The sequence below is a fragment of the Mameliella sp. MMSF_3455 genome (assembly GCF_030733205.1).
Classification (GTDB): domain Bacteria; phylum Pseudomonadota; class Alphaproteobacteria; order Rhodobacterales; family Rhodobacteraceae; genus Antarctobacter.
This window is the reverse complement of sequence record NZ_JASHJL010000058.1, coordinates 1-23,086: the sequence shown is the minus strand read 5'-3', so window position 1 is coordinate 23,086 and position 23,086 is coordinate 1. Positions and strand designations below refer to the sequence as shown.

Sequence of the window (23,086 nt, the reverse complement as noted above, 5' to 3'; positions counted from 1 at the left end):
AAATGCGCGGTTCAGCCTGTTGCCCGCCTGGGGCGCAGCGCCTGTTCCAGCGCGTTGAAGTCCGTTTCGGGCTGCCCGGCGCGGGCAAGCGCCTCACCCTCGTCCCGCAGGATGTGGAACCGCAGTTTCGAAACCGGTTCGACCACTTGCTGCATGATCCGGGCCATCCCGAAGGTCAGGTCGCGCGGGGCGTAGATGATGCTGAAGGCCTCGTTCGGAAAGCTGCGCAGAAAGGTCATCGCGCGCTGCACACCGCCTACGATGCCGAGGAAATCCGCATCAACGACACCCACCTCCTGGGCATCGGTCAGCATCACAAAGGACGGGTCGAATTGCGGGTTCTGGACGTAATCGGAAAACGAGCCAAGGGTCTGGGGAACGTCGATCGTGCCGCTCATGCGGAAATGTGCAAGGCCGCGGTTCGGATGAATCGAATAGGAAATCGGCATCATGATGGTTCCGGCACATACAGTTTCAGGCTGGCGACCTGGTCCGGGGCCGGCCCTCTGGATCGAGAGCGGGGCCCCCGCGTCGTGGAAGAGTTCTTTCCAGCCCAAAGGGCTACTATTCACTATCCTTGTGGTTGAGCGTGACATGGTGCCGGGAGACCTGTCAACGACTAGTGAAAGCTATATACTTTTGGATGTTGCCACAAAGAAACGGGGCGCACCTTTTAAAGGCACGCCCCGCGGGATGGTCTGGACTGGCGATCAGTCCATCGCCTTGAAGTTGAATTCGCCGCCTTCCTTGATGCCCGAGAACCAGCGCGCGGTGACGGTCTTGGTCTTGGTGTAGAAGCGGAAGGCGTCGGGGCCGTACTGGTTCAGGTCGCCGAAGGCCGATTTCTTCCAGCCGCCGAAGGTGTGGTAGGACAGCGGCACCGGGATCGGGAAGTTGATACCGACCATGCCGACATTGACCCGGTGGGCAAAGTCACGCGCGGTGTCGCCGTCGGCGGTGTAGATCGCGGTGCCGTTGCCATAGGGGTTGTCGATGACAAGGTTCAGCGCGTCCTCGTAGGTGTCGGCGCGGACCTGGCTGAGGACCGGGCCAAAGATCTCTTCCTTGTAGATATCCATGTCCGGGGTCACGTTGTCGAAAAGCGACGGGCCGACGAAAAAGCCCTTTTCGTACCCCTGCAGCTGGAACCCGCGTCCGTCGATGACAAGGTTCGCGCCCTGGTTCACGCCGCTGTCGATCAGGCCCTCGATCCGGGATTTCGCCGCGCCGGTGATGACCGGGCCATAGTCCACGTCGTCGCCCGCGGTATAGGGGCCGACCTTCAGCTTTTCCACGCGCGGCACAAGGCGTTCGATCAGGCCGTCGGCGGTTTCCTTGCCGACCGGCACCGCGACGGAGATCGCCATGCAGCGTTCGCCCGCGGCGCCGTAACCGGCCCCCACCAGCGCGTCGGCGGCCTTGTCCAGGTCGGCGTCGGGCATGATGATCATGTGGTTCTTGGCGCCGCCGAAGCACTGCGCGCGCTTGCCGTTCGTGGCCGCACGGCCATAGATGTACTGCGCGATCGGGGTGGAGCCGACAAAGCCCACGGCTGCGACATCCTCGTTGTCGAGGATCGCGTCGACCACTTCCTTGTCACCGTTGACGACCTGCAGCACGCCGTCGGGCAGGCCAGCCTCTTGCAACAGTTCCGCAAGGCGCAGCGCGGTGGAGGGCACGCGCTCGGACGGCTTGAGGATCATGGCGTTGCCCGAGGCGATGGCCGGGGCCATTTTCCACAGCGGGATCATGGCGGGGAAGTTGAACGGCGTGATGCCGGCGACGACACCCAGCGGCTGGCGCATCGAGTAGAGGTCGATGCCCGGGCCGCCATTGTCGGTGTACTCACCCTTCAGCATGTGGGGCGCGCCCATGCAGACCTCGACCACTTCCAGCCCACGCTGAACGTCGCCTTTGGCGTCAGGGATGGTCTTGCCGTGTTCGCGTGCCACCAGCTCGGCCAGTTCGTCCATGTGCTGGTTGATCAGCGCACCGAAGGCCATCATCACGCGCGCCCGGCGTTGCGGGTTGGTGGCGCCCCATTTGATTTGCGCCTTGGCTGCCTTGGCGACGGCCTCGTTCAGTTCGTCCACGGTGGACAGCGGGGTCTTGGCCTGAACCTCGCCGGTGGCGGGGTTGTAGACGTCCGAAAAGCGGCCCGAGCTGCTCTTGACGTGCTGGCCGTTGATCCAGTTTGTGAGTTCGGTCATCGGAATCCTCCTTGTTCCCTTGGCGCGGACTGTACCCTTGCAAAAATGCGCTGAACAGACAGAATACGGCAAAAGCGTTTTGCGTTTTTGCAAGGGTGGGGGAATGGAGAACTGGGACGACCTGCGGATTTTTCTTGCCGTGTCGCGGGACGAAAGCCTGTCGGCGGCGGGACGGAGGCTGCGCATGGATGCGGCAACGGTGGGGCGCCGGGTTGCGCGGCTGGAGGAATCGCTGGGGGCGCCGCTCTTTGCCAAGTCACCCCAGGGCTACGCGCTGACAGAGGCGGGCACGCGGTTGGTGCGCTTTGCCGAAGAGGCCGAACAGGCGGCATCACAGGCGTCCGAGGCACTGGTGGGCCGGACCGAGGGGCTCTCGGGGCAGATCCGTATCGGGGCGCCGGACGGCTGCGCCAATTTCCTGCTGCCGCAGGTCTGCGCGCGGATCGCCGCCGCCAACCCGGACCTCGAAGTGCAGATCGTTGCGCTGCCCCGGGTGGTGAATCTTTCCCGGCGCGAGGCGGACATGGCGATCGCCGTCTCTCCGCCCTCTGCCGGGCGGCTGGTCGTGCAGAAGATCACCGATTATCGCCTGCATCTTGCCGCAAGCGCTGATTATCTTGCGCAAAATGCCCCGATCACGGCCCCCGAGGACCTGAGTGCCCATCGCATCGTCGGCTATATTCCCGACATGATCTTCGACAAGGAACTGGACTACCTTGGTGAACTGGGGCTGGACCGGGTTCCGCTGGCGTCGAATTCGGTTGCCGTGCAATTCCATTGGCTGCGGCAAGGGGCGGGACTGGGCGTCGTGCATGATTTCGCTATGCCGACCGCGCCGGGCATGCGGTTTGTCCTGCGCGACGTGATCTCCTTGACCCGCAGTTTCTACCTTGTGCGCCATGCCGACGACCGTCGCCTTGAACGCCAGACCCGCTTTGCCGAGGCCCTGGTGGCGGGCATGCGCGAGGAACTGACACGCCTCGAGGCGCTGGCGGCCTGTGCCGGACAGAGCTGAGCCGGGAGGAGGGCGCCGGTGGCATAAGACTTTCAGCCACTTGACAGGTCGCGCCAACCCGCGTCACGCTGTCGCATAGGGTATCATGCAAGGAGGTTTGACGATGCAGGTCCACCAGATCCTGAAGAGCAAGGGCACGGACGGGGTTTTCACCGTCAAGCCGGACACCAAGGTGGCCGATGCCGCGCGGATCCTGGCCGAGAAACGCATCGGGACGGTCGTGATCTCGAAGGACGGATCGACCGCGATGGGGATCCTGTCCGAGCGTGACATCGTCCGGGAGCTTGCGACCCACGGCGGCGGCTGTCTCGACGCCAGCGTCGACACCTACATGACCCCCGATCCGATCACCTGCACGCGTGACGACCGGGCCGACGCGATCCTTGCCAGGATGACGGAGGGCCGCTTTCGTCACATGCCCGTGGTCGAAGACGGAAAGATGGTCGGGCTGGTCACGTTGGGGGACGTCGTCAAGGCGCGCCTGACCGAACTGGCCGCTGAAAAGGACGCGCTGGAAGGGATGATCTCGAACCCCTGGTGAGGGATTTCGCCCCCGGTTGCGGTTCCGGGTTGCATTCGCACGCGCAATATTGTTGCGTGCGAACCGACGTACCACAAGGGAAGCAGCCATGCGCGTTGGTCTTTACCCCGGAACCTTCGACCCCATCACACACGGGCATATCGACATCATCCGGCGCGGCGCCCTGCTGGTCGACCGGCTGGTGATCGGTGTTGCCATCAACCGCGACAAGGGCCCGCTGTTTTCGCTCGAAGAGCGCGTGGCGATGATCGAGTCGGAATGCCGCGTCCTTTCGGAGGAAACAGGGACAGAGATCGTCGCGCACCCGTTCGAAAACCTGCTGATCGACTGTGCCCATGACGTCGGTGCGCAACTCATCATCCGGGGCCTGCGCGCGGTGGCGGATTTCGAATATGAATTCCAGATGGTTGGCATGAACCGGGCGCTGGACGACAGTGTCGAGACGGTCTTCCTGATGGCCGAGGCCCGGCACCAGGCGATTGCCTCCAAACTGGTCAAGGAAATCGCGCGGCTGGGCGGGGACGTGTCGAAATTCGTCAGCCCGGAGGTCAAGACCGCGCTGGAAAGCCGGTTCAAGAAGGCGGGGTGATCCGGATCATCTGACCGCCCTTGCGGGCGAGCCCTTCACAAGACAAAGGCGCCGTCCCGGACCCGGGCGCGGCGCCTTTCTTCATTCACCGTGATGCGGTGATCAGCCGTAGACGGCCTGATGCGCGATGCGGCGGATCTCCGACGGAGCGATGTCCAGGTCGCGGGCGACGGAAGCATCGAGGGCGTTGAGTTCGCGTACGGTGGCGCGGTACTTGGCGCGTTTCTGCATCGAGCTGCGGAGTTCTGTGAAAACACTCATTGGTCTGTGTCCTGTGTTTGCGTTTCTGTTATCGCAAACATAGCCATGCTGCGGCGCAGCACAATTGACAGTTCCGGAAAGGCGCCTTGCATTTCCTGCAGGGCTGGACACGAGGTTGCCGGCGTCGTCTTGGTCAAGATCACGAGGGGGGGGGCGGAAGGCAGCGCCCCCGGCCGGTCGGGGCGCGCAAGCGTTCCGAGAGCGGTCAGCCGAAACAAGAAAGGGCCGCCCGAAGGCGGCCCTGATCGCGATGAGGTCGCGGTTTCCCGGTCAGATGAGCTTGCCCATCGCAACGGCGGTGTCAGCCATGCGGTTGGAAAAGCCCCACTCGTTGTCATACCAGCTCAGGATGCGGCACATGTTGCCGTCCATGACCTTGGTCTGATCGGTGTGAAAGATCGAGGATTGCGGATCGTGGTTGAAATCCATCGAGACCAGCTTGCGGTCGGTATATCCCAGCACGCCCTTCAGGGGGCCATCGGCTGCGCTGCGGATGGCCGCGTTGATTTCCTCGGCGCTGGTTTCGCGCGCCGCTTCGAAGGTCAGGTCGACAACCGACACGTTGGGAGTGGGGACCCGGATCGCCACGCCGTCCAGCTTGCCGTTCAGTTCGGGCAGGACGAGGCCCACCGCCTTGGCGGCGCCGGTCGACGTCGGGATCATCGACAGGGCGGCGGCACGCGAGCGGTAGAGATCCTTGTGCATCGTGTCCAGAGTCGGCTGGTCGCCGGTGTAGCTGTGCACGGTGGTCATGAAGCCGCGCTTGATGCCGATGGTGTCGTTCAGCACCTTGGCCACCGGGGACAGGCAGTTGGTGGTGCAGGAAGCGTTGGAGACGATCAGGTCTTCGGAGGTCAGCGTGTCGTGGTTGACGCCGTAGACGATGGTCTTGTCCGCGTCCTTGCCCGGGGCCGAGATCAGCACGCGGCTGGCGCCGTTGTCCAGGTGCGCCTGGCAGGCCTCCTTGGAGGTGAAGATGCCGGTGCATTCCATCACCACGTCCACGTCCGACCAGGGCAGGTCGGCGGGGTTGCGGATCGCGGTCACGCGGATCGGGCCGCGGCCCACGTCGATGCTGTCGTCGGTATGCGTGACCTCGACCGGGAACCGGCCATGCACGCTGTCGAACTGCAGCAGGTGGGCATTCGTTTCGACCGGGCCGAGGTCGTTGATCGCGATCACCTCGATGTCGGTCCGACCGGACTCGATGATCGCGCGCAGTACGTTGCGGCCGATGCGGCCAAAGCCATTGATGGCGACTTTAACACTCATGGAGCGGATCCCTTTGTGGCTTGCTGGCAGGGCGGGTACGGGCCATCTGAGGCGCCGTCCGGCGTGTCGTTACCGCTAACAATCACCTGTGAGCGAAAAAGTCAACCTCGCTTCCTGCCGTTGCGGCAGGGTAGGCTGCCTAGCGCCAGAAGGCCAGCCAGTCGAGAAGCACAAACAGCTTGCGCCCGAGAAACAACAGGTTGTCACCCCGGTTGAACACCAGGTCGGCACCAATGGCCGCAATGACGGTCAGGCCAAGAAGGATCGCAAGCCGGTTGGTCATGGCGGGGCCTTTGTGTTTGGTCTTGCCCTTGTCATGCCAGAGCGGCGCGGGGCTGTCACGAGGGGGTGGAGGCGGTCTTTGTCAGGACTGCGAGTATAGAGGGCAGGACGGCGCCGCGCCCGATGTTTCATCAGGAGGCAGGTGCCAGAAAGGACTTCGGTGGCGGCCAGAGCAGCGATTCCGGTTCAGGGTCCGGATCGCTTTCCCGAAAATGGGCTGGCCGGTCTCATCCAGACGCAAATCGGCCCCGCAGGGCGGGGCCGATGAACTGGACGTGGCGGCGGTTCAGCGCGGCGCGCGCATCGCCATGACGAACAGGGCCGCAATCACAGCGGAGGCGACGACGTTGTAGTTGGCCATCGACAGGCCGAACAGTTCCCAAGGGATCTGGTCGCAGGGTACCATTGGCGCGTTCATGATCGCCTCCATCGCCTCTTCGGGCGACAATCCTTCCAGCGAAGGGGCGCTGCAGCTCTTCAGGCCCTCCCACCACTGGCGTTCGACGCCGCTGTGGAAGATGCCGATCACGGAACTGGACAGCGCCGAAAGCGCCCCCAGCGCAAGCAGGATCCGGTTCGGCAGCGCAAGGGCGATGCCGCCGATGACCAATGCGCCGAAATGGCCGTAGCGCTGCCAGTAGCACAGTTGGCAGGGCAACAGCCCCTGGACAAACTGGAAGTAGAGCGCCCCCAGCAAGAGGCCGGCGGATCCGGCAAGGGCGAGGAGGGTGTAGGTGCGGCGGGTCATGGTGTCCTCACGATGGCTTGGCCGGAACTCGTGGCGCAGGAGGGAGGCGGTTCAAATGACCGCGGGGCTGGGGCGATGGGCTCAAAGACCGAGCCATGCCTTGATCAGGCTGGCGAGCGTTGCGCCAGCAAATACCAGTGTGGCGATCCAGGTTGTCCCGAGGAAGGCGCCGATGAGGACCAGCACGCCATCGCGCTGCAAGAGCCCCATGGCGACAACAACGACCGCAAAGCCGGGCACGGTATTCGTGCCGGGCAGCGGCACCATGATCGAGGCGCTGAACAGCACGAGGCCAAGCCCGACGACCTGATCGATGGGGCGACGGGTGAGCGCGCCCAACCTGGGGCGGCTGATGGCCTCGATTCGGCGCAGCCAGGGCCCTGCGCGACGCGCGAGATTGCCCAGCCCCGAGGTCGAGACCGTGCGTGCGCCCAATCGGCTTGGCAACCAGGGAACCCGTCGGCCAAGCAGGATCTGCACCGACACGAACATCAGCGGCAAGGAAACGATCTGCGGGATGCCATACAGAAAGGGGATGCAGCAGGGCAGGGCGAGGATCAGCAGAAAGAGACCAAATGCCCGCTCGTGCAACTGCGACAGGATCCAGTCGAGCGTTACGGACTCGCCTTGTGCCTCTGCGACCAGGCTGTCGAGGCGATCCGATATGGCCATCGGGCTGTGGTCTGGGGCCGTCATTGAAATGTTTCCTGGACTGTAAGCGTGCAACGGGACGTCCGCTGCCTGCGCCCGGTTAGCAAATCGGGTGGAAAGGCGCCAGCGTTTGACGGTCGCAGCAATTGTGGGCGCGGGATCTGCCTGATTGCGCGGCAGAAAACGGTATCCATTTGGGCGGCTACATCGTCCAGCTTTGTCGCAAGTGCTGCAAATCGCCCTTGTCTCGACAAAAGCGGACGGCTACATGTACGGCCCGTGCCCAAGTGGCGGAATGGTAGACGCAGGGGATTCAAAATCCCCCGCCTTCGGGCGTGCCGGTTCGAGTCCGGCCTTGGGTACCAATGGTTTAGCCGGTGTGGGATGTTCAGCGCTGACGCTGTGACCCACACCGGCGTCCCACTTTCTTGTTCCGTTCATGTTCTGGTCTTGCATCATGTCCGGCGCTCCTGAGCGTTTCGAGACAGGGCCTTTCTGTTCGCTTTGGCACGATAGTAGGCCACCATTGCAGCTGACTGGCCTGTGACGGCTTGAATTTCAGCGTCGGTTGCCCCGGCTTCGGAGAGTTCGTTGATCGCCGATTTGCGCAGGCCGTGAAGGCTGTACAGCTTCGCCCGCTCTCCGAGTGTCTTGCGCCACGCACGAAATGCCTTCTCGATGGCGTCATAACCAAGTGGTTCAGTGAGGTTCTTGGCCAGGATATGCGCGCCGCGCTTCGGCAGGGAATCGACAACCTGTTTCAGCCGTTGTGGGCAAAAGATGGTGAAAGCCTTGTCGCCCTTCTCATCGGTCACAGTCACCCATTCGCCTTGAAACTGGTCGCGGCGCATTTCGATGGCTGCCGTAGGGCGCTGGCCAGTGCCAAGGATCAACTGCACCGTGATCCATACGTTTTCGGGCGCGTCCTTCGCGGCTTCGATCATCCAGGGCGGCCAAGGTTCGTATTCTCGCTGTTTGCCGAAATGTTTGATCCCTGAGGCGGGATTGTCACCAAGCGGCCAATCGAGGTCTTTTTTCGCGTAGTTCCAGAGAAGGGAAACAGTCTGCAGAAGCCAATCCGCTTTTCGCGGGGTGGCGGCCAGATCCGCGTGCTTCTTTCGAACCGCCTGTCGCGTCGTACGGCGCATGTCCTTTTTGCTGTTTTTCTTGCGCAAGCTATCCATTTCGCGGCGGTATGACTTTTTGGTGCTGTCTGCCAGGTGGTCCTGCACATGCGGGTCTTTCCGCCATTCCTCGATGCACTCGCCCCAAGTGTACTTTGCCACGGGTTGCTGGGCTTCGTGTTGACCGGCCTCACAGGCCCAGTAGAGATCATCCAGTTTCTTCGGGTCGCCTTGCCAATCCAACGTGATTGCCCGCTCTTTGCGCTTGCCGCCCTCGGTCCAGGTGACTCGGTGTTGAGGCTGCCAGATGCCCAGTTTGTCCCGCCACCTCCACTTGAGGCGCGGCTTCACGATCCTGGGCCGGGGCGGGCGATAGCTCATTCGAAATCCTCGTCAGAGGGGCGGGCGGCGGTTCCGTTCACGACTGCTTGGAGGCGGGCCACGGACCATCTGGGGTAAGGGCCAAAGTTAGACGGGCCCGGGAGGGCGCCAATTTTCACGAGCCGCAAAAACTCGCCCTTCGGGAGGTCGAGCATTTTGGCGGCCTTTGATTCACCGACTGCGATTGGGTGCGGCTCTGCCATCATTGGCCTCGGTTCTGTCTCTGGTCAGGTCGCCGCCGGATCGGGCAGCGGGCGCGGGTGGTCTGAATAAGCCTCCTGCAGGACGGCAGAAGGGTCTGCGCCGATGCGCTCGCACACGTCCCGGAACACCTTGGACACGTTGACCAGCGTCACGGCATCGGCGCCGCCACGGAAGACTTGCAGGCGGTCGGCTGTGGTCACTTGCGGAAAATCGGTTGCATCCATCGAGTTGACCGCCGCAAGGACCGTCACCCCTTTGCTTGCCGGAAACGGAAAGCCGCTCTCGCGCTGCACCGATCCACGTTCGCGGGTGGTGAAGTAAGCCACCTTGGCCGCTGCTTGAAATGCGATCTTGGGCGACATGCCTTGGACGGTCAGCGCACGCGCAAGCGCAAATTCCATCACGTTCCGAAACGTGAACAGGTGGTGTTTGCCCTGGCTGCCTCCGCCGCCCAGGCCGTCCGCGACCGGAAACTCGCGTTGCATCGAGATTTTCAACCAGCTCAACGGCGCGTCAGTCAACCGGGATACCTCCCGGACCTTCCATGTCTGCGTGAGCAGGTGTTCAACGCTCTGCATTTCGCCCTCCATAAACTCTTATGTAGTTTAAGTGTGTGTGGTTGAAAAATGCAAGAGTGTTTTTTTAGGTAACAGGGTATCCGTCTTGCCCGGTGCAGGCTTTCCAGATCGCCATGAGGGCGCGGCATTCGAAAGACTGCGCCTGCTCGGCAAATTCCTGCGGGTCCAGCGTGGCGGGTCCAACAAAGACCCATGCCAGCGCGGCCAGCGCGCCGATGCCCTCGAAGGACGTGGGCTTGAGCGTCAGCATCTGTTTCTCGGCGGCAGTCTCGCGCGCCTCGGCGGCAACGGCGCGTGGATCGTCCCAGTCCTCATTGCCGGGCAGAGCGGCCAGGGCGCGGCAGGTGCGGCGGGCATCCAGCCATTCGTGATAGAGGGGCACCAGCGGGTCGGGTTCGGAAGCCGCCGCCGCCGGTGAAAAGGTCAGCGCGGCGCCAGTGGCGGGTAGTGCGGTCAAGAGGGCGCGGCGAGACAAAGCGGGGGTGGTCCCGCAGGCGGGGTCTTTGGGCATTGTCAGGGACTCCTGTTGTGGGTTACACTAATAGGGCAATGCTGCACTTTTAGCGCAGGTTGCACTATTGGTGCAAGGTTAAAAATGACGCCCTCACAATGTCGCGCAGCTCGTGCCCTCGTGGCCTTGTCTCAAGATCGGCTGGCCGAAGCCTCTGGCGTGGCAAAGCGGACGATTGCCAGTTTCGAAAAGGAGGACCGGCAACCGTATGAGCGAACCATTGCGGCCTTGCGCTCCGCCCTCGAAGCCGCCGGGGTGGAGTTCATCGCAGAGAATGGCGGCGGCGCAGGTGTCAGATTGAAGAAGGTGACAAAAGATGGATGACATGGTTGCAGCGGAAATGAATGACAAGCTCGACGGTATCCGCGAAGCGTTGGACCGCCAAAATCGCTTGCAAGCGGACACCAATGAACTGTTGCGGTCGCTGATTCCCGTTCTGCAAGGCACCGCTCAAGAGGTGAATGATCTGCGTGAGCGCCTCGAAAAACCCAAGGTATGAGGTGAATGCGCGCCGCGCCCGCGCTACAGGCCGCGCGCTGTCGGGGTTGCTGACGGGACTCGCCGACTGATCCGGGGCAAAGCGGGGCAGTAATGGAAACCCCAGGACAGCCCGGCCCTATTCCGGTTCCTTCCAGTCTACCATGCCGAAGGCAGCGGCCAGATCGCCGGGGGATAGCCCGGCCTCCTTGGCCTCTGCCATCGTCTTGATGATCGCCGACAGCGCGCGTGCCCGCCCGCCTGCGTCGAAGGCTTGCAGGGGCCGCAGCGTGTCGATCCTGACAGGCGCGCCCAGCTTGGCCGTGGCCTCATCCGCCAGAAGCTCGGCGATGGGTTGCAGCGTCCAGGTGGCAAGCTGGCGCTGTGCCTCGCGTACTACGGGGCCAGTGGCCGATCTGTTCATCAGCGAGGGCAGGACGCCATAGGCGGCAAGGATGCCCTCTCGGGCCGCTGCCAGCGTCTCGGCGGTCATGCTCTTGCTGAGGTCGGGGGAAAGCTGATCCGGTTTCTGACCGATGGTCGGATTCATCCCCGCCGCCGTCGCCTGGGCCACGCCTTCCATGACCAGGGTAGAGCCGCGCCGCCCGCGAAAGGCCGCACGCATGGTCGCCATGTCGTCGGCCCCGGTGTCGGGCAGGTGCGCCACGATGCTGCCCAGGGGCGCGGTCTCGAAGGTCTCGGACAGGGCCGATTCCACCGCGTGCAGCATGGCGCCGGTCAGGCTGGACCGGCGCAGCGGGGCGGTGCCGATCCAGGGAGTGACGTGATCCGCGCCGATCCGCAGGTGCAGAACCTCGGGCGCAAGGGCCGTCATGCTGCGCCCGCCGCCCGCCTCGGGGATGGAGAGGCGGTAAGCCCTGGGCAGGCCGTCGCGGGTGCTGACGTCCCAATCGGTGGCCGGAACAAGGCCCCGGTCACCGATCAGGAACAGGGCTTCGCCGGTCAGGGCGATGGACCGCGCCGCCATTGCCATCGTCTGGCGCGGCAGGAGGTCTGTTCCGGTCACATCCGCCATTGCAAAGCCGCCTTCCCAAAGGCTGATGCAGCTTTGCACGGTTGCTGTCAGCTCGGCCACGCCGCGGCGCCCACTGACATAGCTGTCCCGCGCGGCGATCACCTGGGCCGTGTAGCCCGATCCGCTGGATCGAGCCTCGATCGGGCGCAGCTTGTTCCTGATCCATTCCAGCATGATCACCTCCACCTGTAGGCATGATTGGCCCGCATCACGATCCGATTCAGGTCGGGGCTTTGGGCGGTCCAGCGGCGCGCCTCGACCTGGGCGTGATCGTAGGCCGGGCGGGTGACGGCCGAGAGTTCCACCAGCTCGGCTGCAAAGACCGTGCGGCGGATCGTGGTCCCGTCGCGGTCGATGCGATCCCCGCCACCGGCCACGCGGAAACCGGGCGACAGGCCCCGGATCAGCCCGGCCCCATGCGCGGCAAGGAAGTCGCGCGCCCAGGTCGTGGCGTCCGAGATTGTCGCCTCGAAGGTCAGGGCCTCGTCGCTGTCCGTCAGCTCGAGCGTGCCCGCCGCCCGGCTGGCAAGCGGGCGGTCGAAGTCGTGACCGGCCAGCAGGTAGATCCCCGCGCCCTGGGCAAGGCTGGCGGCGAAGGCACGCGGGGCGATCACCTCGAAGCGCCCAGGGGCCAGCTCCGTCGGTTGGTTGTAGGGAAAGCGCCCGGTCAGCCGGGCGCCTCCCCCGTCCAGGCGGCGCAGCTCCAGCCCGCCGCCTGCCACGCCACCGTAGAGCATCAGTCCTGCACCCCGGTCAGCACCTCGAGCTGGGCGGCGCGGGAAATGGTGACGTCCATCGTGGACAGAGCCGTGAGGCGCAGCCCGCCGGATTGGGCATCGCTGTAGGGATCGCGGATCAGGTCCACCGCGCCCCACATGCCGACGAAGATCGGCGCCGTGCCGCCTGCACTGGTGGTCAACAGGGCGTTGGATGCGGTGGGCGATCCGGTCGGGGCGGCAAGGCCGTTGGTCGACATGACCACGTTGCGCGCCGGGATGTTCTTTACCAGGCGATCCCATTCCGTGATGCCGGTGCCGGTGTCGATGTAGGTATCATCCAGAGCGGCCCAGACCTCGGGCCGGATCATCAGCTTGACCGCATCGGGCGATCCCGCCGCGTTGGCGGTCATGAAGCGCACCACAGCCGCCCGGAACGCCGCCCAGGACGCAGCCGCGTTGATCGCAGTTTCCGTGATGGACCAGCCCGACGCGCCAGTGAAAACCCCGGTCGGTTCCCCGCTGGACCCGCTGCCCAGGAATACCGCCGCGTCCAGCGCTTCGCCCATGCAGCCCGCCATGTCGCGGCGCACCGCCTGTTCCAGTGCCGCGCCCGACTGTTTCAGGCTCTTGCGGGTGATCCGCATCTGGATGCCCAGGGTGTTGTCCGGGGCAAGCGGGCGGTCGGTCGTGGCATAGACGGTCGGACCGGCCACGTTTGCCGTCTCACCATCGGCCCAGCCTGCCGCCACGCTGGACGTGACAACCGGGTATTCCAGTTCGCCGGTGCCCACGTTGACCATCTGCGCACCCATGCGCGCCGCCGCAGACTGCGGAAACAGCCGGTCGATGATCGGGGCGGTGCGGATCGGGTCAGGTGTGCCGCTGGCGACGGTCTCACCGGCCCGGACTTCCAGCGCCTCGAGGGGCACCGGCATTCCGCGATAGCCGCCGCGCTCGCGCAGCTCGGCCACGATTTCCGCCGTCTGGCCGTTGAGCTGGCGCCCTTCGTCCAGGGCAAGCGCGACCTGGCGCAGTTCAAATCCCGCCATCATGTCGGACCATTCTCGGTCAGAGCGGGTTTCCAGTTCCTCGCCCGCCTCGCGACGCTCGGTGTCCTCAGCGATCAGGGCCGCGCGATACCGGGTTTCGTTCTGCCGGTACTCGCGGTCCATGTCTTCCATGCTGCGCACCTCGTCGTCAGAGGGGCTGTCCTTCGCCGCCAGCTCTGCCAGCGATTGACGGATTTCCGACTGGCGCCGGGCGATCTTCACAGAATCGAGCATTTGGGTTCCTTTCTGCTCTCGGGGTTCTTGCCGGGCTTTTCGAGGGCCTCGACAGCATCCCGCCATGCCTGGCGGTCTTCTCTTGGCGGCGGGTGGCCGCACTCGAGCCGCGTCTTGCGTGCGTGGCAGGACGGGCAAAGGGCTTGCAGGTTGGTCGGCTCATAGGACAGGTCGGGATGCGTCCTGACCGGCTTGATGTGGTCCACCTCGAGCCGCCCGCCGCAGCCGCAGGACTGGCAGCGGTAGCGGTCCCGCTCGAGGATCTCCGCGCGCAGGGCTTTCCAGCGTTTGGTACGGGTCACGCGGGCGCTGTGCCGCTGGTGTTGCTTGCGGATGATCATCTTTTCATACCTCGAATGGAGTATTTGCTTGCAGCCCGCCGGACGTGATGGCGGTGATCTCGAGAAAGCCCCGGCTGTCCGGAACCTCCTTGATGCCGTCGATCTCGTAGGCAATGCCCTCGTGCAGGATCATGTCCGTGCGTTCGATGCTCTTGCCAAAGCTGGTCGCGCGAATGACGAAGCGGACCACCAGCTTGTTGTCCCAGGCGGCGGCGCTCAGGCGCTCTGCATCGGAAACGTCGCGACGGCGGGCAGCGACTGGTGTTTCGAAGTCCTGCCAATCGCCGATCCGCCCGCCATAGGCATCCCTGCCGGTTTCCGTGAATCGCTTGATTTGAATCCGCCTGTTCAGGCTTCCGGCGTTCAGGCCCATATCATCCTCGCTTTCTTGACCGGCAGCGCTGCGATCCGTGCGCCTTGGGCCACGGCCAGCACCGATGCCGCCGCCGCGTCGATCCGCCCGGTGCTGCGCGCCTTGGCAAGTTTCAGATTGTTGGCCGGATCGCGCAGGCAGACTGCATCCGCGAAGGCGGAACGCATCAGCAGGGAGGGCCGGGATTTCACCTGGCCGTCGAAGGTGGCGCGGCGGAACCGCTCGCAGTCCTCGCCACCGTCGCGGAATCCCTGGCCGCGCCAGACAAGGGGCGCCCGGATACCCGCGCGTGTGATCGCCTCGCCAAGCTCGGCCTGCTTGAAACGGTCCATCGTGATTGCGCTGATCGGCTGATCCTCGACATGGCGCAGCACCTCGAGCAACCAGGGCGCCACGGGCACCGTCTTGTCGCCCAGCACCGTCAGCTCGCCGCGCTCCTGCATCTCGACGTAGCGCCCGGCCACCCCATCGGACTGGCCGCGATCCAGAAGGCTGGGGGAGCTGGGGAAGGTGCCCAGGGCTTCCAGGCGCCCGGTCTCGGGCCAGTAGAAAGCCGCCGCCGTCATGCTGGCAGAGCCGCCCAGGTCGATCCCGATCACGCATCCGCCCTGGCGCGGGGGCAGCTCTGACACCTCGCAGGCCAGCCATTCGTCCTGTGTGATCAGCGAGTCGCGGGTTTCGCCGCTGACCCGCTGATTGAGGTTGTAAAGTCGGAAGGTGGACAACGCGGACCCGCCGCGCGCAATCGCACGCTTTGCCTGCGCCTCGAGCCATTCAGGGCTGGACCCGATGCCATGAATGGAGCCGGGATTGGCGATCAGGAGGCTTTCGGGATCATCCGCCGGCAGACCGGGGGCGGGCCGGTGTTCCTGTACATAAGTGCCGGGGGCCGGGTCGTCGATCCAGCGGGAAAACGGGTGTGTGTCGTCGCTGGCGGAGGTGCTGATGAGGAAGGCGCGCCCGCCACGCTTGCCAAGGCCCGACAACAGCGCGTGTTCCAGTTCGTCGCCGCGATCCAGCGCCCAGTGCCCGCGTTCGTCCAGGATCACGATTGTCGGGGCGCCGCCCAGGGCGGACTTGCCGTCAGCCGGGATCACGCGCAGGACGTGCCCGCCGCCGTCGCCCTCATAGCGGATTTCCAACCTGGGTGACTTGAGCGGCTGAATCTTGTTCTGCACCTCCGGGGGCAGAGACCGGCAAAAACCCACAACGAAGTCCCAGATGATCCGGCCCTGATCGCGTGTTCGCGCGGCTGCGATGATTTCGCGCCGGGGCTGGCGATCCCAGATGCCCAGGAGACCGCCCAGGCCAAGGCCCGCCGTGATCGCGGACTTGCCGTTGCCGCGCCCGATGCTGAGAACTGCCGTGGAAGTCTCCGGGGCAAGCGCGCCCTCGATGAATTGACGCTGGAAGGGTGCCAACTGCACCAGATTGCCTGCGTTCGGCCCCTCGGGAATGGCGAGGGTTTGCATCCAGGTCATAGCTCTTTCGGCGTGGGTCGCATTTTCCAGTTCGCCGCCGGGAGCGAAAATTGCGAGGTCATCAGCACGGTTTGCCCCACGCACCAGATCGGCGGCATTGGGACCGCCTGCAAAGAGGTCGGGCTGATGATCCGAAGAACGTGCGAGGTCGGGCGCGCGCTCGGGCTTCGGTTCGAGCTTCGATCCGTCCGCTTTGCGCCATTGCCTGTTTTTTTTCGTCGCCTCTGTCATCGTTCCTGCTCTCGCGCGTATCTCTCTGTTCAACCGTTGCTCTATCCCCACCTGCTCAATGGTGAGGTTCGGAGCGAAGGGCATAGGACGACTGCCCACAGCGCGCGGCTGCGGCAGTCCCTATGCCCTCTGCGTGTCGGTCCTGCTCAACGGAGCCGGTCCATCGCTTTGGGCCCGTCCGGTCATGCACTCCTGCCGGTCGGTCGGTTGCTGCTTGCGACACCATGAGCGCGGTGCCGGGGATCGGGCCTCAACCTTTCGGACTGCCCTTTGCCTGTGATCCCGCCCGTGGTAGGCTGTCCGATGTGGAGCCACCGTTGCTAACCCGTTCCACCACATCGGCCCTGCGTCTGGGGTGGCGCGCAGGGTCGCCGCTTTGTCACCTCTCGATCACCTCCACGTCGCCCGGTGCTGCACCCAGTTCTGACAGCAGCCGCCGCATGACCTGCTCTTGCTTGGCTGAGGGGCGCCAAGAGGCGCGCTTGCCATGTTTCGCGATGGATCGGACAAAGCCTTTCAGCCATTCGTCGCTACCCGCCATCACGGCGCGCATGACCAGCGGCCAACGAAGCACGAGGATTTCGTCAAGCTCGCGTGCGGTCATGCCTGCACCCCGCGATACCTGGCCGCGATCCGCGCCATATGCGGCGACGTGGTGAGGCTCTTGGCGTCCATCGGGGAACGCCCGTCATAGTGCAGCGCGGTCTGATCCATGATCGCCTGGGCGAGGTCAGCCGGTATGTCCGTCGCGCTGTCTCCAAACCCTGTCGGGTATTCAATCGTGATCTGTTCCGGCGTGAGGTTGTCGAAGTTGTCGCCAAAGCGGATCAGAGCGCGGGTACCGCCGATCAGGGTAAAGTCGGTGAAGGATGTGCCGTCTATGGTCACGGTCACGTCCGCGTCGTCTGCAACCGGCCCGATGGGCAGGCGCCACACTCTGTCTGTGCCCGGATCAAGGATCACAACCCGGATTGTCTGGGTCAGCAGCCCGATCTGTGCGACCTGCTCGACCTCCTGCGCAGCCGTCCAGGCCATATTTTCTATGGCTGTATCTTCATCCGTACCGTCAACGCGAGCGTGGCATTTGACCGCCTCAAGGTCGAACGGTGCGGAGTTGCTGACGGGAATACGTGAAACAAGCGCCTTCATGCCGCAATCTCCACTTCGCTGATGTATCGGAAAAAGTCCGTTTGGTCGGCGGCGCTCAACGCGTCGAAGGCCGCTGCCGCGTAGGATTTCAGCTCTGCCCGGCTGGCGAGCGCCGCCCAGGACCGGGCCTCATCCATCTGGCCCAGGAATGCCGGAACAGGCGCGCCCGCCGCCCGGATCGCGGCGCGGGCCGTCAGTTCGGCGTGATCGGGGTGTAGGGACCGCAGGGAGGCAAAGGCCAGCGCGGCGCGTTCCTCGTTAGAAAGGCGGGCGGCGGCCACATCGCTGAAACCGGACCACGCGTCAGAGGTGCCGAGGGTGAGCGTGTACCCCAGCATCTTCGACATGCGCTTGTGCGCCGGGGGCATGAAGCGGGACAAGTTGGACTTTGTGCGTTGTCCCACGTTGCCGATGCGTTCTTGCTTTGTCTGTGGGGCGCGCCCTGCGTATATCCTTGAGGCATCACGGTTTCGGCTTGATTCAAAATCCCCCGCCTTCGGGCGTGCCGGTTCGAGTCCGGCCTTGGGTACCAACGAATTCGTGGGTGTGTGGGCACGGCGCACCCTTTGGGCCACGCAGGCCGTTGGGCCACAAGGACCTTTGGACCACACCGAGCGGTCACAAGGTCACTTTCAGTTCTTGATCTGAACTGCGCGCCTGAGCGGCCTTTGACAGGCGCTTTTTGGTAGGCGCTTTCCGTTCGGCCTCGCCTGATGGTGGTCCGCCATGTCTGCTGTCTGTCCGGTCGCGCTCCGTCGCACCTGCCGAGACGCGGTCCGACCGCCCTAAAGCAACCGACCGGGCATTCCTGATCGGTCTTGCCTTTCGTTTACTGGCAAGCGAAATGCGTTCTGGTTCAGAGAGAAAACCGCGGCGTCATCCTTTGCACACTGAAGACCCCGGGTGCTTGAGCCCCCCTTCACCTATGTCGTCGCCTAGTGAGGCGCGTCTCAACAGTCGAAACTATGGGTGTTGTCGCCCCAGACGGTAACCTTGAACTTTTGAAAGGTCTCGTCGAACCTGTAGTTCTGCAGGGGTTTTCGGGTGTCCTTGCGGGTCAGCAGGCGTTTGTCCTCGGTCCGCACGGAGAGGTAGTAAATGCCGTTTCGCGACTCGAAAAGGTTCATCTCCGTATCTGGCTTTACTTCGACGTGTCCCGTCGTCTCCCACTCGTCCGAAGCGTTCTTGTAACTGCGTGCCACAAAAAGTTTCGTGCGACGGCAGTCGTTGCGAATATGGACATGTACGCGGTTGGCTTTGGGCATGTCGCGGGAAAGCCAGGCTTCTTCGTACCCCTTCGCGCGGTAGGCTGAGGTGCCGAAGGATCCGTCGAAGATGCTTTTCATGATCTTCATGCGTTCGTTCGACAACCGTGCGCCTGCGTTGCGCGACTCGCCGCTGCCGGTCAATACGCCGTGCACGGCATAGAGATCGTATTTGTCGGAATAGAACAACACCGGGCTGCCGCTTTGACCCTCGCTGACGTCACAGTCGGACCACATCGCATTGCTTTGCGGTTCCGGCAGCCAAACGTCGCAGTCTTGCTCGAAAACCTGCACGCCTTTCCGTTTCGACGGGTAGCCAATGGTCGTCGCCGATCCAAGTGGGAACGTGGGCTTGCCCCAGAAACCCAGGGTGCCGACGACGTCGCCGGGATATTTCCCCCGGGTTTCCGATTGGCGCAATTCCATGACCGCGATGTCGTTCCGAGGACTCGTGCTGCCCGGGGCGTAGTTCTTGGGATGGTAGACCGTCTTGACCCGGTACTTGTTGTAGGGGGCGTGATCGTGGAATTTCCGGCCGGGAAAGAAAAACAGGTTGCGATGCGCGCGACCGTCCGCGGTGTAGGCGCAATGTGCTGCCGTGATGATGAACTTCTTGTTGATAAGGCTGCCAGTGCAGGTGGTGACGTTGTTCTTGCCCTTGCCGGTCGGCGTGGTTGTAACAAGCTGCCCGACGCGGCGACCGAGTTTTACCAGGTGATCCGGCATCCGGGAGGACTCGGTGCGGTCGTCCCGCCCGATGATCCCGGCGGGTGCTTCGGTGGGCACGGAAAAGCTCAGGGCGGTGACGGAAAAGGCGAGAACAAGGCGGGTGATGCGGTTGATGGGCGCGCAGGGAATCCGGAAATAAATCATTCGTAAAGACTACTTACCAGGTGTGATCGACATCGGGCGAATATGGCTGTCTCCATGCGCCTTTTCAAGTTGGCTCGCGCTGTGGGGGGCAAATTGATGGGGGCAGGTTTTCGCGTTTCATGGCCGAAAATCCGCCTGGGAGCGAAGCCAGATCACATGGTTGATTTCCCCGCTGCCATCCGTCGCTGGCCGTTCGTCATGGCCAGCAGACAGTCGGCTGTTCTCCTTGGCTGCCAGGATCGCAGCGGATCCCCGAGGTCTCGTCGCGCAAGCATAATCCGGTTCAGGTTCGAAGGGGCGTCTCACCCCGATGCCCCGAGCGCCCATGCTGTATAAGGGGGCTTAGGTCGTATCGGATCGACCCGGCGGCGCTTGGCTTTGCAGACCTGCCGCCGGGGAATTCCGGTCGTTCGGCGCGGCGAATGGCGGAAATCGGCCTGCAAAGCGGCGCGAACCTCACAAGGTGCTGTTCAAACTGGTCTTTTGCATCCTGTTGCGTATAGAGATGGTGGCAAGTAGCTCCAGAAGGCTGGGTATGCTGGATCGCGACGACCAGACCGCGAAGGCGATTTACGATGACCTGTTGCATCGGGCGCAACACCTGATCCGGGCGAAAGACTTTGACGGGTATAAAGAGGTCTTTGACCTGCCCTTCGGCCTTGTGAACCTCGATTCTGCGCATGTTCATTCGACGACGGATGATCTGGCCTGGATCTTTGACATCATCCAGCATCGGATCTGCTGCCTCAATCTCAACTCCTATTTCGCGGTCTGCCTCGACGCACAGCGCGTGGACGAGACGACGATTGTCGCGACCCATGAGACCCGGATGATCACGCAGAACCAACTTGTCGGGGACCCGGTGCCCTCGGTGGCTGTTCTGAAACATATTCGGGGGCAATGGCTGTTGCGGGAGGTCTGGAACTTTCGACCGGACCGTTTCGGGACCAGTTTCCTGCGGGTGGAACAAGACACGCGGCCCGCTGCGCAGTGGTCTGCGATGCAGGCCCGTGTCTATGGCGCCCTTGGCGGCGGAACCGGTGTCATGGCGTCCCGGTGACCGCAAAGACCGTTTGCCCGATCGACGAACACCAGTAAGCCGTCTGCCAAGCGGCGGCCACGGCTAGCTGTTGCCGGTGGTGATTTTCCGCTAGCGGAAAACGGTCCGGAACGCGTGGGTGGAACTCATGCGGGGCAAGCCCGGCAGTACCGTTCCTGTCCGTGGGCAAATCGCCAAGGCGATTTGCGCCCTGAATTTCGGCACAAGCCCATCTAACGAGTTGTAAACACGGCAAGGACCGCCGACAATCGCGACCGAATTCTCCCGTGATGCCCGGTCTCCGGAATTGCGGCCGGCCCATCTGCGGAAGTCCTTGCATGATTGTCCCTTTTCACGTCTCCGAAATGCTGCGCCGGGTGCGTCAGCGGATTGCCGGGACGGGTACGCTGCCCGACATGGCCCCCCGGCCAGAGGGCAGCCGTTCATTGCGGATGTCTCCGCGCGTGACCGCCGACATGGTCGCGCGCCTGCACCGTGACTTGGATCTGGATGCGGACAGCGCCGCCTGTCTCCTTGATGCGCAGACCCAAGCGGACCTGCCGCGCTATGCCGCCAATATCGAGAACATGATCGGGACCGTGTCGCTTCCGGTGGGTGTCATCGGACCCTTGCGCATCAACGGGGTCAACGCGGCCGGAGACTATCCCGTGCCGATGGCCACGTCGGAGGCCGCACTGGTCGCCTCTTATGGGCGGGGGGCGCGGGCGGCGAACAAGGCCGGCGGGATCGGCACGGCTGTGCTGTACGAGGGTGTGTTGCGCAGCCCGGCCTTCGTGTTCGACACGCTGCTGGAGGCGGGTCAATTCGTCGACTGGGTGGTGACCGAGGCGGATGCCCTCAAGGCCCGGGCCGAGGACACCACGCGGCACGGGCGGCTGGTCTCTCTGGAGCCGGTGATCGACAACAACGTGGTCTTCCTGCTTTGCCGCTACACGACGGGCGATGCCGCCGGACAGAACATGGTGACCATCGCCACCGAGGCGCTCTGCCGGCATGTCACCGCTCATTGCCCGATCCAGCCGCGCAACTGGTATGTCGAGGGCAATTTCTCGGGTGACAAGAAGGCCTCAGGCCTGGGGATGATCACCGGGCGTGGGCGGAAGGTGAGCGCCTCTGTCGTACTGCCTAAGGAGGTTGTGGAATCCACGCTGGGCACGACGATGGATGCCATGTTGGACTATGGCCGGGTGGCGAACCTGGGCGCGCTCCTCTCGGGACAGTTCGGGGCGCAGGCGCATTTTGCCAACGGCCTGGCCGCCGTCTATATCGCCACCGGCCAGGACGCCGCCTGTGTCGCCGAAAGCGCCGTTGGATATACCCGGATGGAGCGCCGCAAAGAGGGGCTGTTCTGTTCCGTCACCATGCCGTCGATCCTTGTGGGCACCGTGGGCGGTGGCACGGGAATGCCGGCGCAGGCCGCTTGTCTGGATCTCATGGGGCTGCGCGGCGCGGGCCACGGCGAGGCCCTGGCCGAAGTGGTTGCCGCAACCTGTCTCTGTGGCGAGATTTCCATCGTCGCGGCAATGGCCTCGGGCACTTTCGCCTCGGCACATGAAAAGTTGGCGCGCCTCAGATGAGTCCCTTTGAACGTGCCCTGATCTACCAGAAAGAGCGGTTTCCGCTGGCCAAGACCGTGCCGCTGCTGGCGGTGTTCTCCGCAGCCAGCATCACGGTTTCGGCCCTGCTGGCCGGGCGTCCCTTGCCGGGGTTGGGCAGCTATGGCGCCGGGTTCCTGCTGGCCATGATCCTGTTTTTCCAGATGCGCGCGGCAGACGAATGGAAGGACCGCGAGATCGACTGGCTCTACCGTCCAGAACGTCCCATTCCGCGCGGATTGGTGCGGTTGCGGTCCGTGCTCTGGCTGGCGGTGGGGGTGATCCCGATTGGCCTGATCGTGGCGGCGGGGGCCGGTGTGGTCTGGCTGTTGCTGCTGTGCTGGCTTTGGCTGACCCTGATGACGGTGGAATTCGGCGCGCCGGAGTGGCTGCGCGCGCATGTGCTGATCTACCTTCTCAGCCACATGGCGATCATGCCGATCATGGATTTGATGCTGACCGGGATCGAGTGGCGTGGGCAGGGCGGTCCGGCGCCCGGCCTCTGGCTGTTCCTTGCGCTGTCCTTCGTCAACGGTTGCGTGCTGGAGATCGGGCGCAAGACATGGGCGCCCGAGGCCGAGCGCGAAGGGGTCGAGAGCTATTCGTCGCTCTGGGGGGCCGAGCGCAGCGCGCGCATCTGGCTGGCGCTGGTGGCATTGGCGGCGGCACTGCTAGTCGGGTTGGGCGCCGTGTTGGGGCTGTTCTGGCCCTTCGTCGCGCTGGCAGGGCTGGGGCTGGCAGGGGCGGCCTATGTCAGTTTTGCCTTTGCGCGCAGCCCGTCCCCAGCCACGCAGGCGCGGCTGGACGCGGCGGCGGGGCTCTGGGTGCTGGTCTGC

28 protein-coding genes and 1 tRNA gene are annotated in these 23,086 nt (G+C 63.9%); 9 read left to right on the top strand and 20 right to left on the bottom strand.

Annotated features, from left to right (window positions below; all coding sequences use genetic code 11):
• Positions 1 to 11: 11 nt before the first annotated feature.
• On the bottom strand, positions 12 to 398 hold the full coding sequence (locus tag RBB42_RS25540; RefSeq protein ID WP_305972362.1) for a hypothetical protein: 387 nt from the start codon (positions 396 to 398) through the stop codon (positions 12 to 14).
• Positions 399 to 710: 312 nt separating this feature from the next.
• Positions 711 to 2,210: a CoA-acylating methylmalonate-semialdehyde dehydrogenase gene (locus RBB42_RS25535; protein ID WP_305972361.1), complete on the bottom strand. Its 1,500-nt coding sequence runs from the start codon at positions 2,208 to 2,210 to the stop codon at positions 711 to 713.
• Between the two features lie 103 nt (positions 2,211 to 2,313).
• Here RBB42_RS25535 and RBB42_RS25530 point away from each other — a divergent pair, with 103 nt between their 5' ends.
• From RBB42_RS25530 to coaD, 3 genes are all read left to right on the top strand, one after another.
• Positions 2,314 to 3,225, top strand: a complete 912-nt coding sequence (locus RBB42_RS25530) for a LysR family transcriptional regulator (protein ID WP_305972360.1) — start codon at positions 2,314 to 2,316, stop codon at positions 3,223 to 3,225.
• A 103-nt stretch (positions 3,226 to 3,328) separates the two neighbouring features.
• On the top strand, positions 3,329 to 3,766 hold the full coding sequence (locus RBB42_RS25525; RefSeq protein WP_305972359.1) for a CBS domain-containing protein: 438 nt from the start codon (positions 3,329 to 3,331) through the stop codon (positions 3,764 to 3,766).
• A gap of 88 nt (positions 3,767 to 3,854) precedes the next feature.
• Positions 3,855 to 4,355 carry a pantetheine-phosphate adenylyltransferase gene (gene coaD, locus RBB42_RS25520; protein WP_305972358.1) on the top strand — a complete coding sequence of 167 codons (501 nt, stop codon included), beginning with the start codon at positions 3,855 to 3,857 and terminating at the stop codon, positions 4,353 to 4,355.
• A gap of 102 nt (positions 4,356 to 4,457) precedes the next feature.
• Here the strand turns inward: coaD and RBB42_RS25515 are convergent, their stop codons facing one another.
• The 5 genes from RBB42_RS25515 to RBB42_RS25495 all read right to left on the bottom strand — a co-directional run bounded on the left by RBB42_RS25515 (position 4,458) and on the right by RBB42_RS25495 (position 7,614).
• Positions 4,458 to 4,616, bottom strand: a complete 159-nt coding sequence (locus RBB42_RS25515; protein WP_305972357.1) for a YjiS-like domain-containing protein — start codon at positions 4,614 to 4,616, stop codon at positions 4,458 to 4,460.
• 270 nt (positions 4,617 to 4,886) lie between these two features.
• Positions 4,887 to 5,888 carry a type I glyceraldehyde-3-phosphate dehydrogenase gene (gene gap, locus RBB42_RS25510; RefSeq protein ID WP_305972356.1) on the bottom strand — a complete coding sequence of 334 codons (1,002 nt, stop codon included), beginning with the start codon at positions 5,886 to 5,888 and terminating at the stop codon, positions 4,887 to 4,889.
• 139 nt (positions 5,889 to 6,027) lie between these two features.
• Positions 6,028 to 6,171, bottom strand: coding sequence for a hypothetical protein (locus RBB42_RS25505; RefSeq protein ID WP_305972355.1), 144 nt, complete (start codon positions 6,169 to 6,171; stop codon positions 6,028 to 6,030).
• Between the two features lie 285 nt (positions 6,172 to 6,456).
• Complete coding sequence (locus RBB42_RS25500; RefSeq protein ID WP_305972354.1) at positions 6,457 to 6,918, bottom strand: disulfide bond formation protein B; 462 nt, start codon at positions 6,916 to 6,918, stop codon at positions 6,457 to 6,459.
• Between the two features lie 81 nt (positions 6,919 to 6,999).
• Positions 7,000 to 7,614 (bottom strand): exopolysaccharide biosynthesis protein, encoded by a 615-nt coding sequence (locus tag RBB42_RS25495; protein WP_305972353.1) that lies wholly within the window; start codon positions 7,612 to 7,614, stop codon positions 7,000 to 7,002.
• A 236-nt stretch (positions 7,615 to 7,850) separates the two neighbouring features.
• Here RBB42_RS25495 and RBB42_RS25490 point away from each other — a divergent pair.
• Positions 7,851 to 7,934 (top strand) — tRNA-Leu (locus RBB42_RS25490).
• A gap of 90 nt (positions 7,935 to 8,024) precedes the next feature.
• Here the strand turns inward: RBB42_RS25490 and RBB42_RS25485 are convergent.
• From RBB42_RS25485 to RBB42_RS25475, 3 genes are all read right to left on the bottom strand, one after another.
• Entirely contained in the window at positions 8,025 to 9,074 is a 1,050-nt protein-coding gene (locus tag RBB42_RS25485) for a tyrosine-type recombinase/integrase (protein ID WP_306043868.1), read from the bottom strand.
• A gap of 227 nt (positions 9,075 to 9,301) precedes the next feature.
• Positions 9,302 to 9,856: a hypothetical protein gene (locus RBB42_RS25480; RefSeq protein WP_306043867.1), complete on the bottom strand. Its 555-nt coding sequence runs from the start codon at positions 9,854 to 9,856 to the stop codon at positions 9,302 to 9,304.
• 64 nt (positions 9,857 to 9,920) lie between these two features.
• Positions 9,921 to 10,313 carry a hypothetical protein gene (locus RBB42_RS25475; RefSeq protein WP_306043866.1) on the bottom strand — a complete coding sequence of 131 codons (393 nt, stop codon included), beginning with the start codon at positions 10,311 to 10,313 and terminating at the stop codon, positions 9,921 to 9,923.
• Positions 10,314 to 10,451: 138 nt separating this feature from the next.
• Here RBB42_RS25475 and RBB42_RS25470 point away from each other — a divergent pair, with 138 nt between their 5' ends.
• Both RBB42_RS25470 and RBB42_RS25465 read left to right on the top strand, forming a co-directional pair.
• A complete protein-coding gene (locus tag RBB42_RS25470) occupies positions 10,452 to 10,691 on the top strand; it encodes a helix-turn-helix domain-containing protein (protein ID WP_306043865.1) in 240 nt (79 codons plus the stop codon).
• Positions 10,684 to 10,866, top strand: coding sequence for a hypothetical protein (locus RBB42_RS25465; protein ID WP_306043864.1), 183 nt, complete (start codon positions 10,684 to 10,686; stop codon positions 10,864 to 10,866). The genes RBB42_RS25470 and RBB42_RS25465 overlap by 8 nt, the downstream gene beginning before the upstream one ends.
• 117 nt (positions 10,867 to 10,983) lie before the next feature.
• Here the strand turns inward: RBB42_RS25465 and RBB42_RS25460 are convergent, their stop codons facing one another.
• From RBB42_RS25460 to RBB42_RS25415, 10 genes are all read right to left on the bottom strand, one after another.
• Positions 10,984 to 12,054 carry a phage portal protein gene (locus RBB42_RS25460; protein WP_306043863.1) on the bottom strand — a complete coding sequence of 357 codons (1,071 nt, stop codon included), beginning with the start codon at positions 12,052 to 12,054 and terminating at the stop codon, positions 10,984 to 10,986.
• Positions 12,055 to 12,056: 2 nt separating this feature from the next.
• Positions 12,057 to 12,617, bottom strand: coding sequence for an HK97 family phage prohead protease (locus RBB42_RS25455; RefSeq protein WP_306043862.1), 561 nt, complete (start codon positions 12,615 to 12,617; stop codon positions 12,057 to 12,059).
• Positions 12,617 to 13,882, bottom strand: coding sequence for a phage major capsid protein (locus tag RBB42_RS25450; RefSeq protein ID WP_306043861.1), 1,266 nt, complete (start codon positions 13,880 to 13,882; stop codon positions 12,617 to 12,619). Before RBB42_RS25450 ends, RBB42_RS25455 begins: the two co-directional genes overlap by 1 nt.
• On the bottom strand, positions 13,867 to 14,223 hold the full coding sequence (locus tag RBB42_RS25445) for an HNH endonuclease (protein WP_306043860.1): 357 nt from the start codon (positions 14,221 to 14,223) through the stop codon (positions 13,867 to 13,869). Before RBB42_RS25445 ends, RBB42_RS25450 begins: the two co-directional genes overlap by 16 nt.
• 4 nt (positions 14,224 to 14,227) lie before the next feature.
• Positions 14,228 to 14,596 (bottom strand): phage head closure protein, encoded by a 369-nt coding sequence (locus RBB42_RS25440; protein ID WP_306043859.1) that lies wholly within the window; start codon positions 14,594 to 14,596, stop codon positions 14,228 to 14,230.
• Positions 14,587 to 16,077: a terminase TerL endonuclease subunit gene (locus tag RBB42_RS25435; protein ID WP_306043858.1), complete on the bottom strand. Its 1,491-nt coding sequence runs from the start codon at positions 16,075 to 16,077 to the stop codon at positions 14,587 to 14,589. The genes RBB42_RS25440 and RBB42_RS25435 overlap by 10 nt, the downstream gene beginning before the upstream one ends.
• Positions 16,078 to 16,687: 610 nt before the next feature.
• Positions 16,688 to 16,912 carry a hypothetical protein gene (locus RBB42_RS25430; RefSeq protein WP_306043857.1) on the bottom strand — a complete coding sequence of 75 codons (225 nt, stop codon included), beginning with the start codon at positions 16,910 to 16,912 and terminating at the stop codon, positions 16,688 to 16,690.
• On the bottom strand, positions 16,909 to 17,457 hold the full coding sequence (locus tag RBB42_RS25425) for a head-tail connector protein (protein WP_306043856.1): 549 nt from the start codon (positions 17,455 to 17,457) through the stop codon (positions 16,909 to 16,911). Before RBB42_RS25425 ends, RBB42_RS25430 begins: the two co-directional genes overlap by 4 nt.
• A complete protein-coding gene (locus tag RBB42_RS25420; RefSeq protein WP_306043855.1) occupies positions 17,454 to 17,825 on the bottom strand; it encodes a hypothetical protein in 372 nt (123 codons plus the stop codon). Before RBB42_RS25420 ends, RBB42_RS25425 begins: the two co-directional genes overlap by 4 nt.
• Before the next feature lie 582 nt (positions 17,826 to 18,407).
• Positions 18,408 to 19,448, bottom strand: a complete 1,041-nt coding sequence (locus tag RBB42_RS25415) for a trypsin-like serine peptidase (RefSeq protein ID WP_305972352.1) — start codon at positions 19,446 to 19,448, stop codon at positions 18,408 to 18,410.
• A gap of 682 nt (positions 19,449 to 20,130) precedes the next feature.
• On the opposite strand from RBB42_RS25415, the gene RBB42_RS25410 reads away from it, so the two are divergent.
• The 3 genes from RBB42_RS25410 to RBB42_RS25400 all read left to right on the top strand — a co-directional run.
• A complete protein-coding gene (locus RBB42_RS25410) occupies positions 20,131 to 20,655 on the top strand; it encodes a hypothetical protein (protein ID WP_305972351.1) in 525 nt (174 codons plus the stop codon).
• Positions 20,656 to 20,972: 317 nt separating this feature from the next.
• Positions 20,973 to 22,232 carry a hydroxymethylglutaryl-CoA reductase gene (locus RBB42_RS25405; RefSeq protein ID WP_305972350.1) on the top strand — a complete coding sequence of 420 codons (1,260 nt, stop codon included), beginning with the start codon at positions 20,973 to 20,975 and terminating at the stop codon, positions 22,230 to 22,232.
• A partial coding sequence (locus RBB42_RS25400) for a UbiA family prenyltransferase (protein ID WP_306043854.1) occupies positions 22,229 to 23,086 on the top strand: 858 nt, incomplete at its 3' end. The genes RBB42_RS25405 and RBB42_RS25400, both read left to right, overlap by 4 nt.

What these genes read in the sequence shown, in the direction of transcription:
- RBB42_RS25480 (WP_306043867.1), bottom strand. Translation starts at nt 9,856, where the DNA reads ATGCAGAGCGTTGAACACCTGCTCACGCAGACATGGAAGGTCCGGGAG.
- coaD (WP_305972358.1), top strand. Translation starts at nt 3,855, where the DNA reads ATGCGCGTTGGTCTTTACCCCGGAACCTTCGACCCCATCACACACGGG.
- RBB42_RS25430 (WP_306043857.1), bottom strand. Translation starts at nt 16,912, where the DNA reads ATGACCGCACGCGAGCTTGACGAAATCCTCGTGCTTCGTTGGCCGCTG.
- RBB42_RS25535 (WP_305972361.1), bottom strand. Translation starts at nt 2,210, where the DNA reads ATGACCGAACTCACAAACTGGATCAACGGCCAGCACGTCAAGAGCAGC.
- RBB42_RS25485 (WP_306043868.1), bottom strand. Translation starts at nt 9,074, where the DNA reads ATGAGCTATCGCCCGCCCCGGCCCAGGATCGTGAAGCCGCGCCTCAAG.
- gap (WP_305972356.1), bottom strand. Translation starts at nt 5,888, where the DNA reads ATGAGTGTTAAAGTCGCCATCAATGGCTTTGGCCGCATCGGCCGCAAC.
- RBB42_RS25425 (WP_306043856.1), bottom strand. Translation starts at nt 17,457, where the DNA reads ATGAAGGCGCTTGTTTCACGTATTCCCGTCAGCAACTCCGCACCGTTC.
- RBB42_RS25540 (WP_305972362.1), bottom strand. Translation starts at nt 398, where the DNA reads ATGAGCGGCACGATCGACGTTCCCCAGACCCTTGGCTCGTTTTCCGAT.
- RBB42_RS25440 (WP_306043859.1), bottom strand. Translation starts at nt 14,596, where the DNA reads ATGGGCCTGAACGCCGGAAGCCTGAACAGGCGGATTCAAATCAAGCGA.
- RBB42_RS25445 (WP_306043860.1), bottom strand. Translation starts at nt 14,223, where the DNA reads ATGATCATCCGCAAGCAACACCAGCGGCACAGCGCCCGCGTGACCCGT.
- RBB42_RS25525 (WP_305972359.1), top strand. Translation starts at nt 3,329, where the DNA reads ATGCAGGTCCACCAGATCCTGAAGAGCAAGGGCACGGACGGGGTTTTC.
- RBB42_RS25420 (WP_306043855.1), bottom strand. Translation starts at nt 17,825, where the DNA reads ATGCCCCCGGCGCACAAGCGCATGTCGAAGATGCTGGGGTACACGCTC.
- RBB42_RS25505 (WP_305972355.1), bottom strand. Translation starts at nt 6,171, where the DNA reads ATGACCAACCGGCTTGCGATCCTTCTTGGCCTGACCGTCATTGCGGCC.
- RBB42_RS25450 (WP_306043861.1), bottom strand. Translation starts at nt 13,882, where the DNA reads ATGCTCGATTCTGTGAAGATCGCCCGGCGCCAGTCGGAAATCCGTCAA.
- RBB42_RS25405 (WP_305972350.1), top strand. Translation starts at nt 20,973, where the DNA reads ATGATTGTCCCTTTTCACGTCTCCGAAATGCTGCGCCGGGTGCGTCAG.
- RBB42_RS25455 (WP_306043862.1), bottom strand. Translation starts at nt 12,617, where the DNA reads ATGCTCTACGGTGGCGTGGCAGGCGGCGGGCTGGAGCTGCGCCGCCTG.
- RBB42_RS25495 (WP_305972353.1), bottom strand. Translation starts at nt 7,614, where the DNA reads ATGACGGCCCCAGACCACAGCCCGATGGCCATATCGGATCGCCTCGAC.
- RBB42_RS25515 (WP_305972357.1), bottom strand. Translation starts at nt 4,616, where the DNA reads ATGAGTGTTTTCACAGAACTCCGCAGCTCGATGCAGAAACGCGCCAAG.
- RBB42_RS25410 (WP_305972351.1), top strand. Translation starts at nt 20,131, where the DNA reads ATGCTGGATCGCGACGACCAGACCGCGAAGGCGATTTACGATGACCTG.
- RBB42_RS25415 (WP_305972352.1), bottom strand. Translation starts at nt 19,448, where the DNA reads ATGCCGGATCACCTGGTAAAACTCGGTCGCCGCGTCGGGCAGCTTGTT.
- RBB42_RS25500 (WP_305972354.1), bottom strand. Translation starts at nt 6,918, where the DNA reads ATGACCCGCCGCACCTACACCCTCCTCGCCCTTGCCGGATCCGCCGGC.
- RBB42_RS25470 (WP_306043865.1), top strand. Translation starts at nt 10,452, where the DNA reads ATGACGCCCTCACAATGTCGCGCAGCTCGTGCCCTCGTGGCCTTGTCT.
- RBB42_RS25435 (WP_306043858.1), bottom strand. Translation starts at nt 16,077, where the DNA reads ATGACCTGGATGCAAACCCTCGCCATTCCCGAGGGGCCGAACGCAGGC.
- RBB42_RS25465 (WP_306043864.1), top strand. Translation starts at nt 10,684, where the DNA reads ATGGATGACATGGTTGCAGCGGAAATGAATGACAAGCTCGACGGTATC.
- RBB42_RS25460 (WP_306043863.1), bottom strand. Translation starts at nt 12,054, where the DNA reads ATGCTGGAATGGATCAGGAACAAGCTGCGCCCGATCGAGGCTCGATCC.
- RBB42_RS25530 (WP_305972360.1), top strand. Translation starts at nt 2,314, where the DNA reads ATGGAGAACTGGGACGACCTGCGGATTTTTCTTGCCGTGTCGCGGGAC.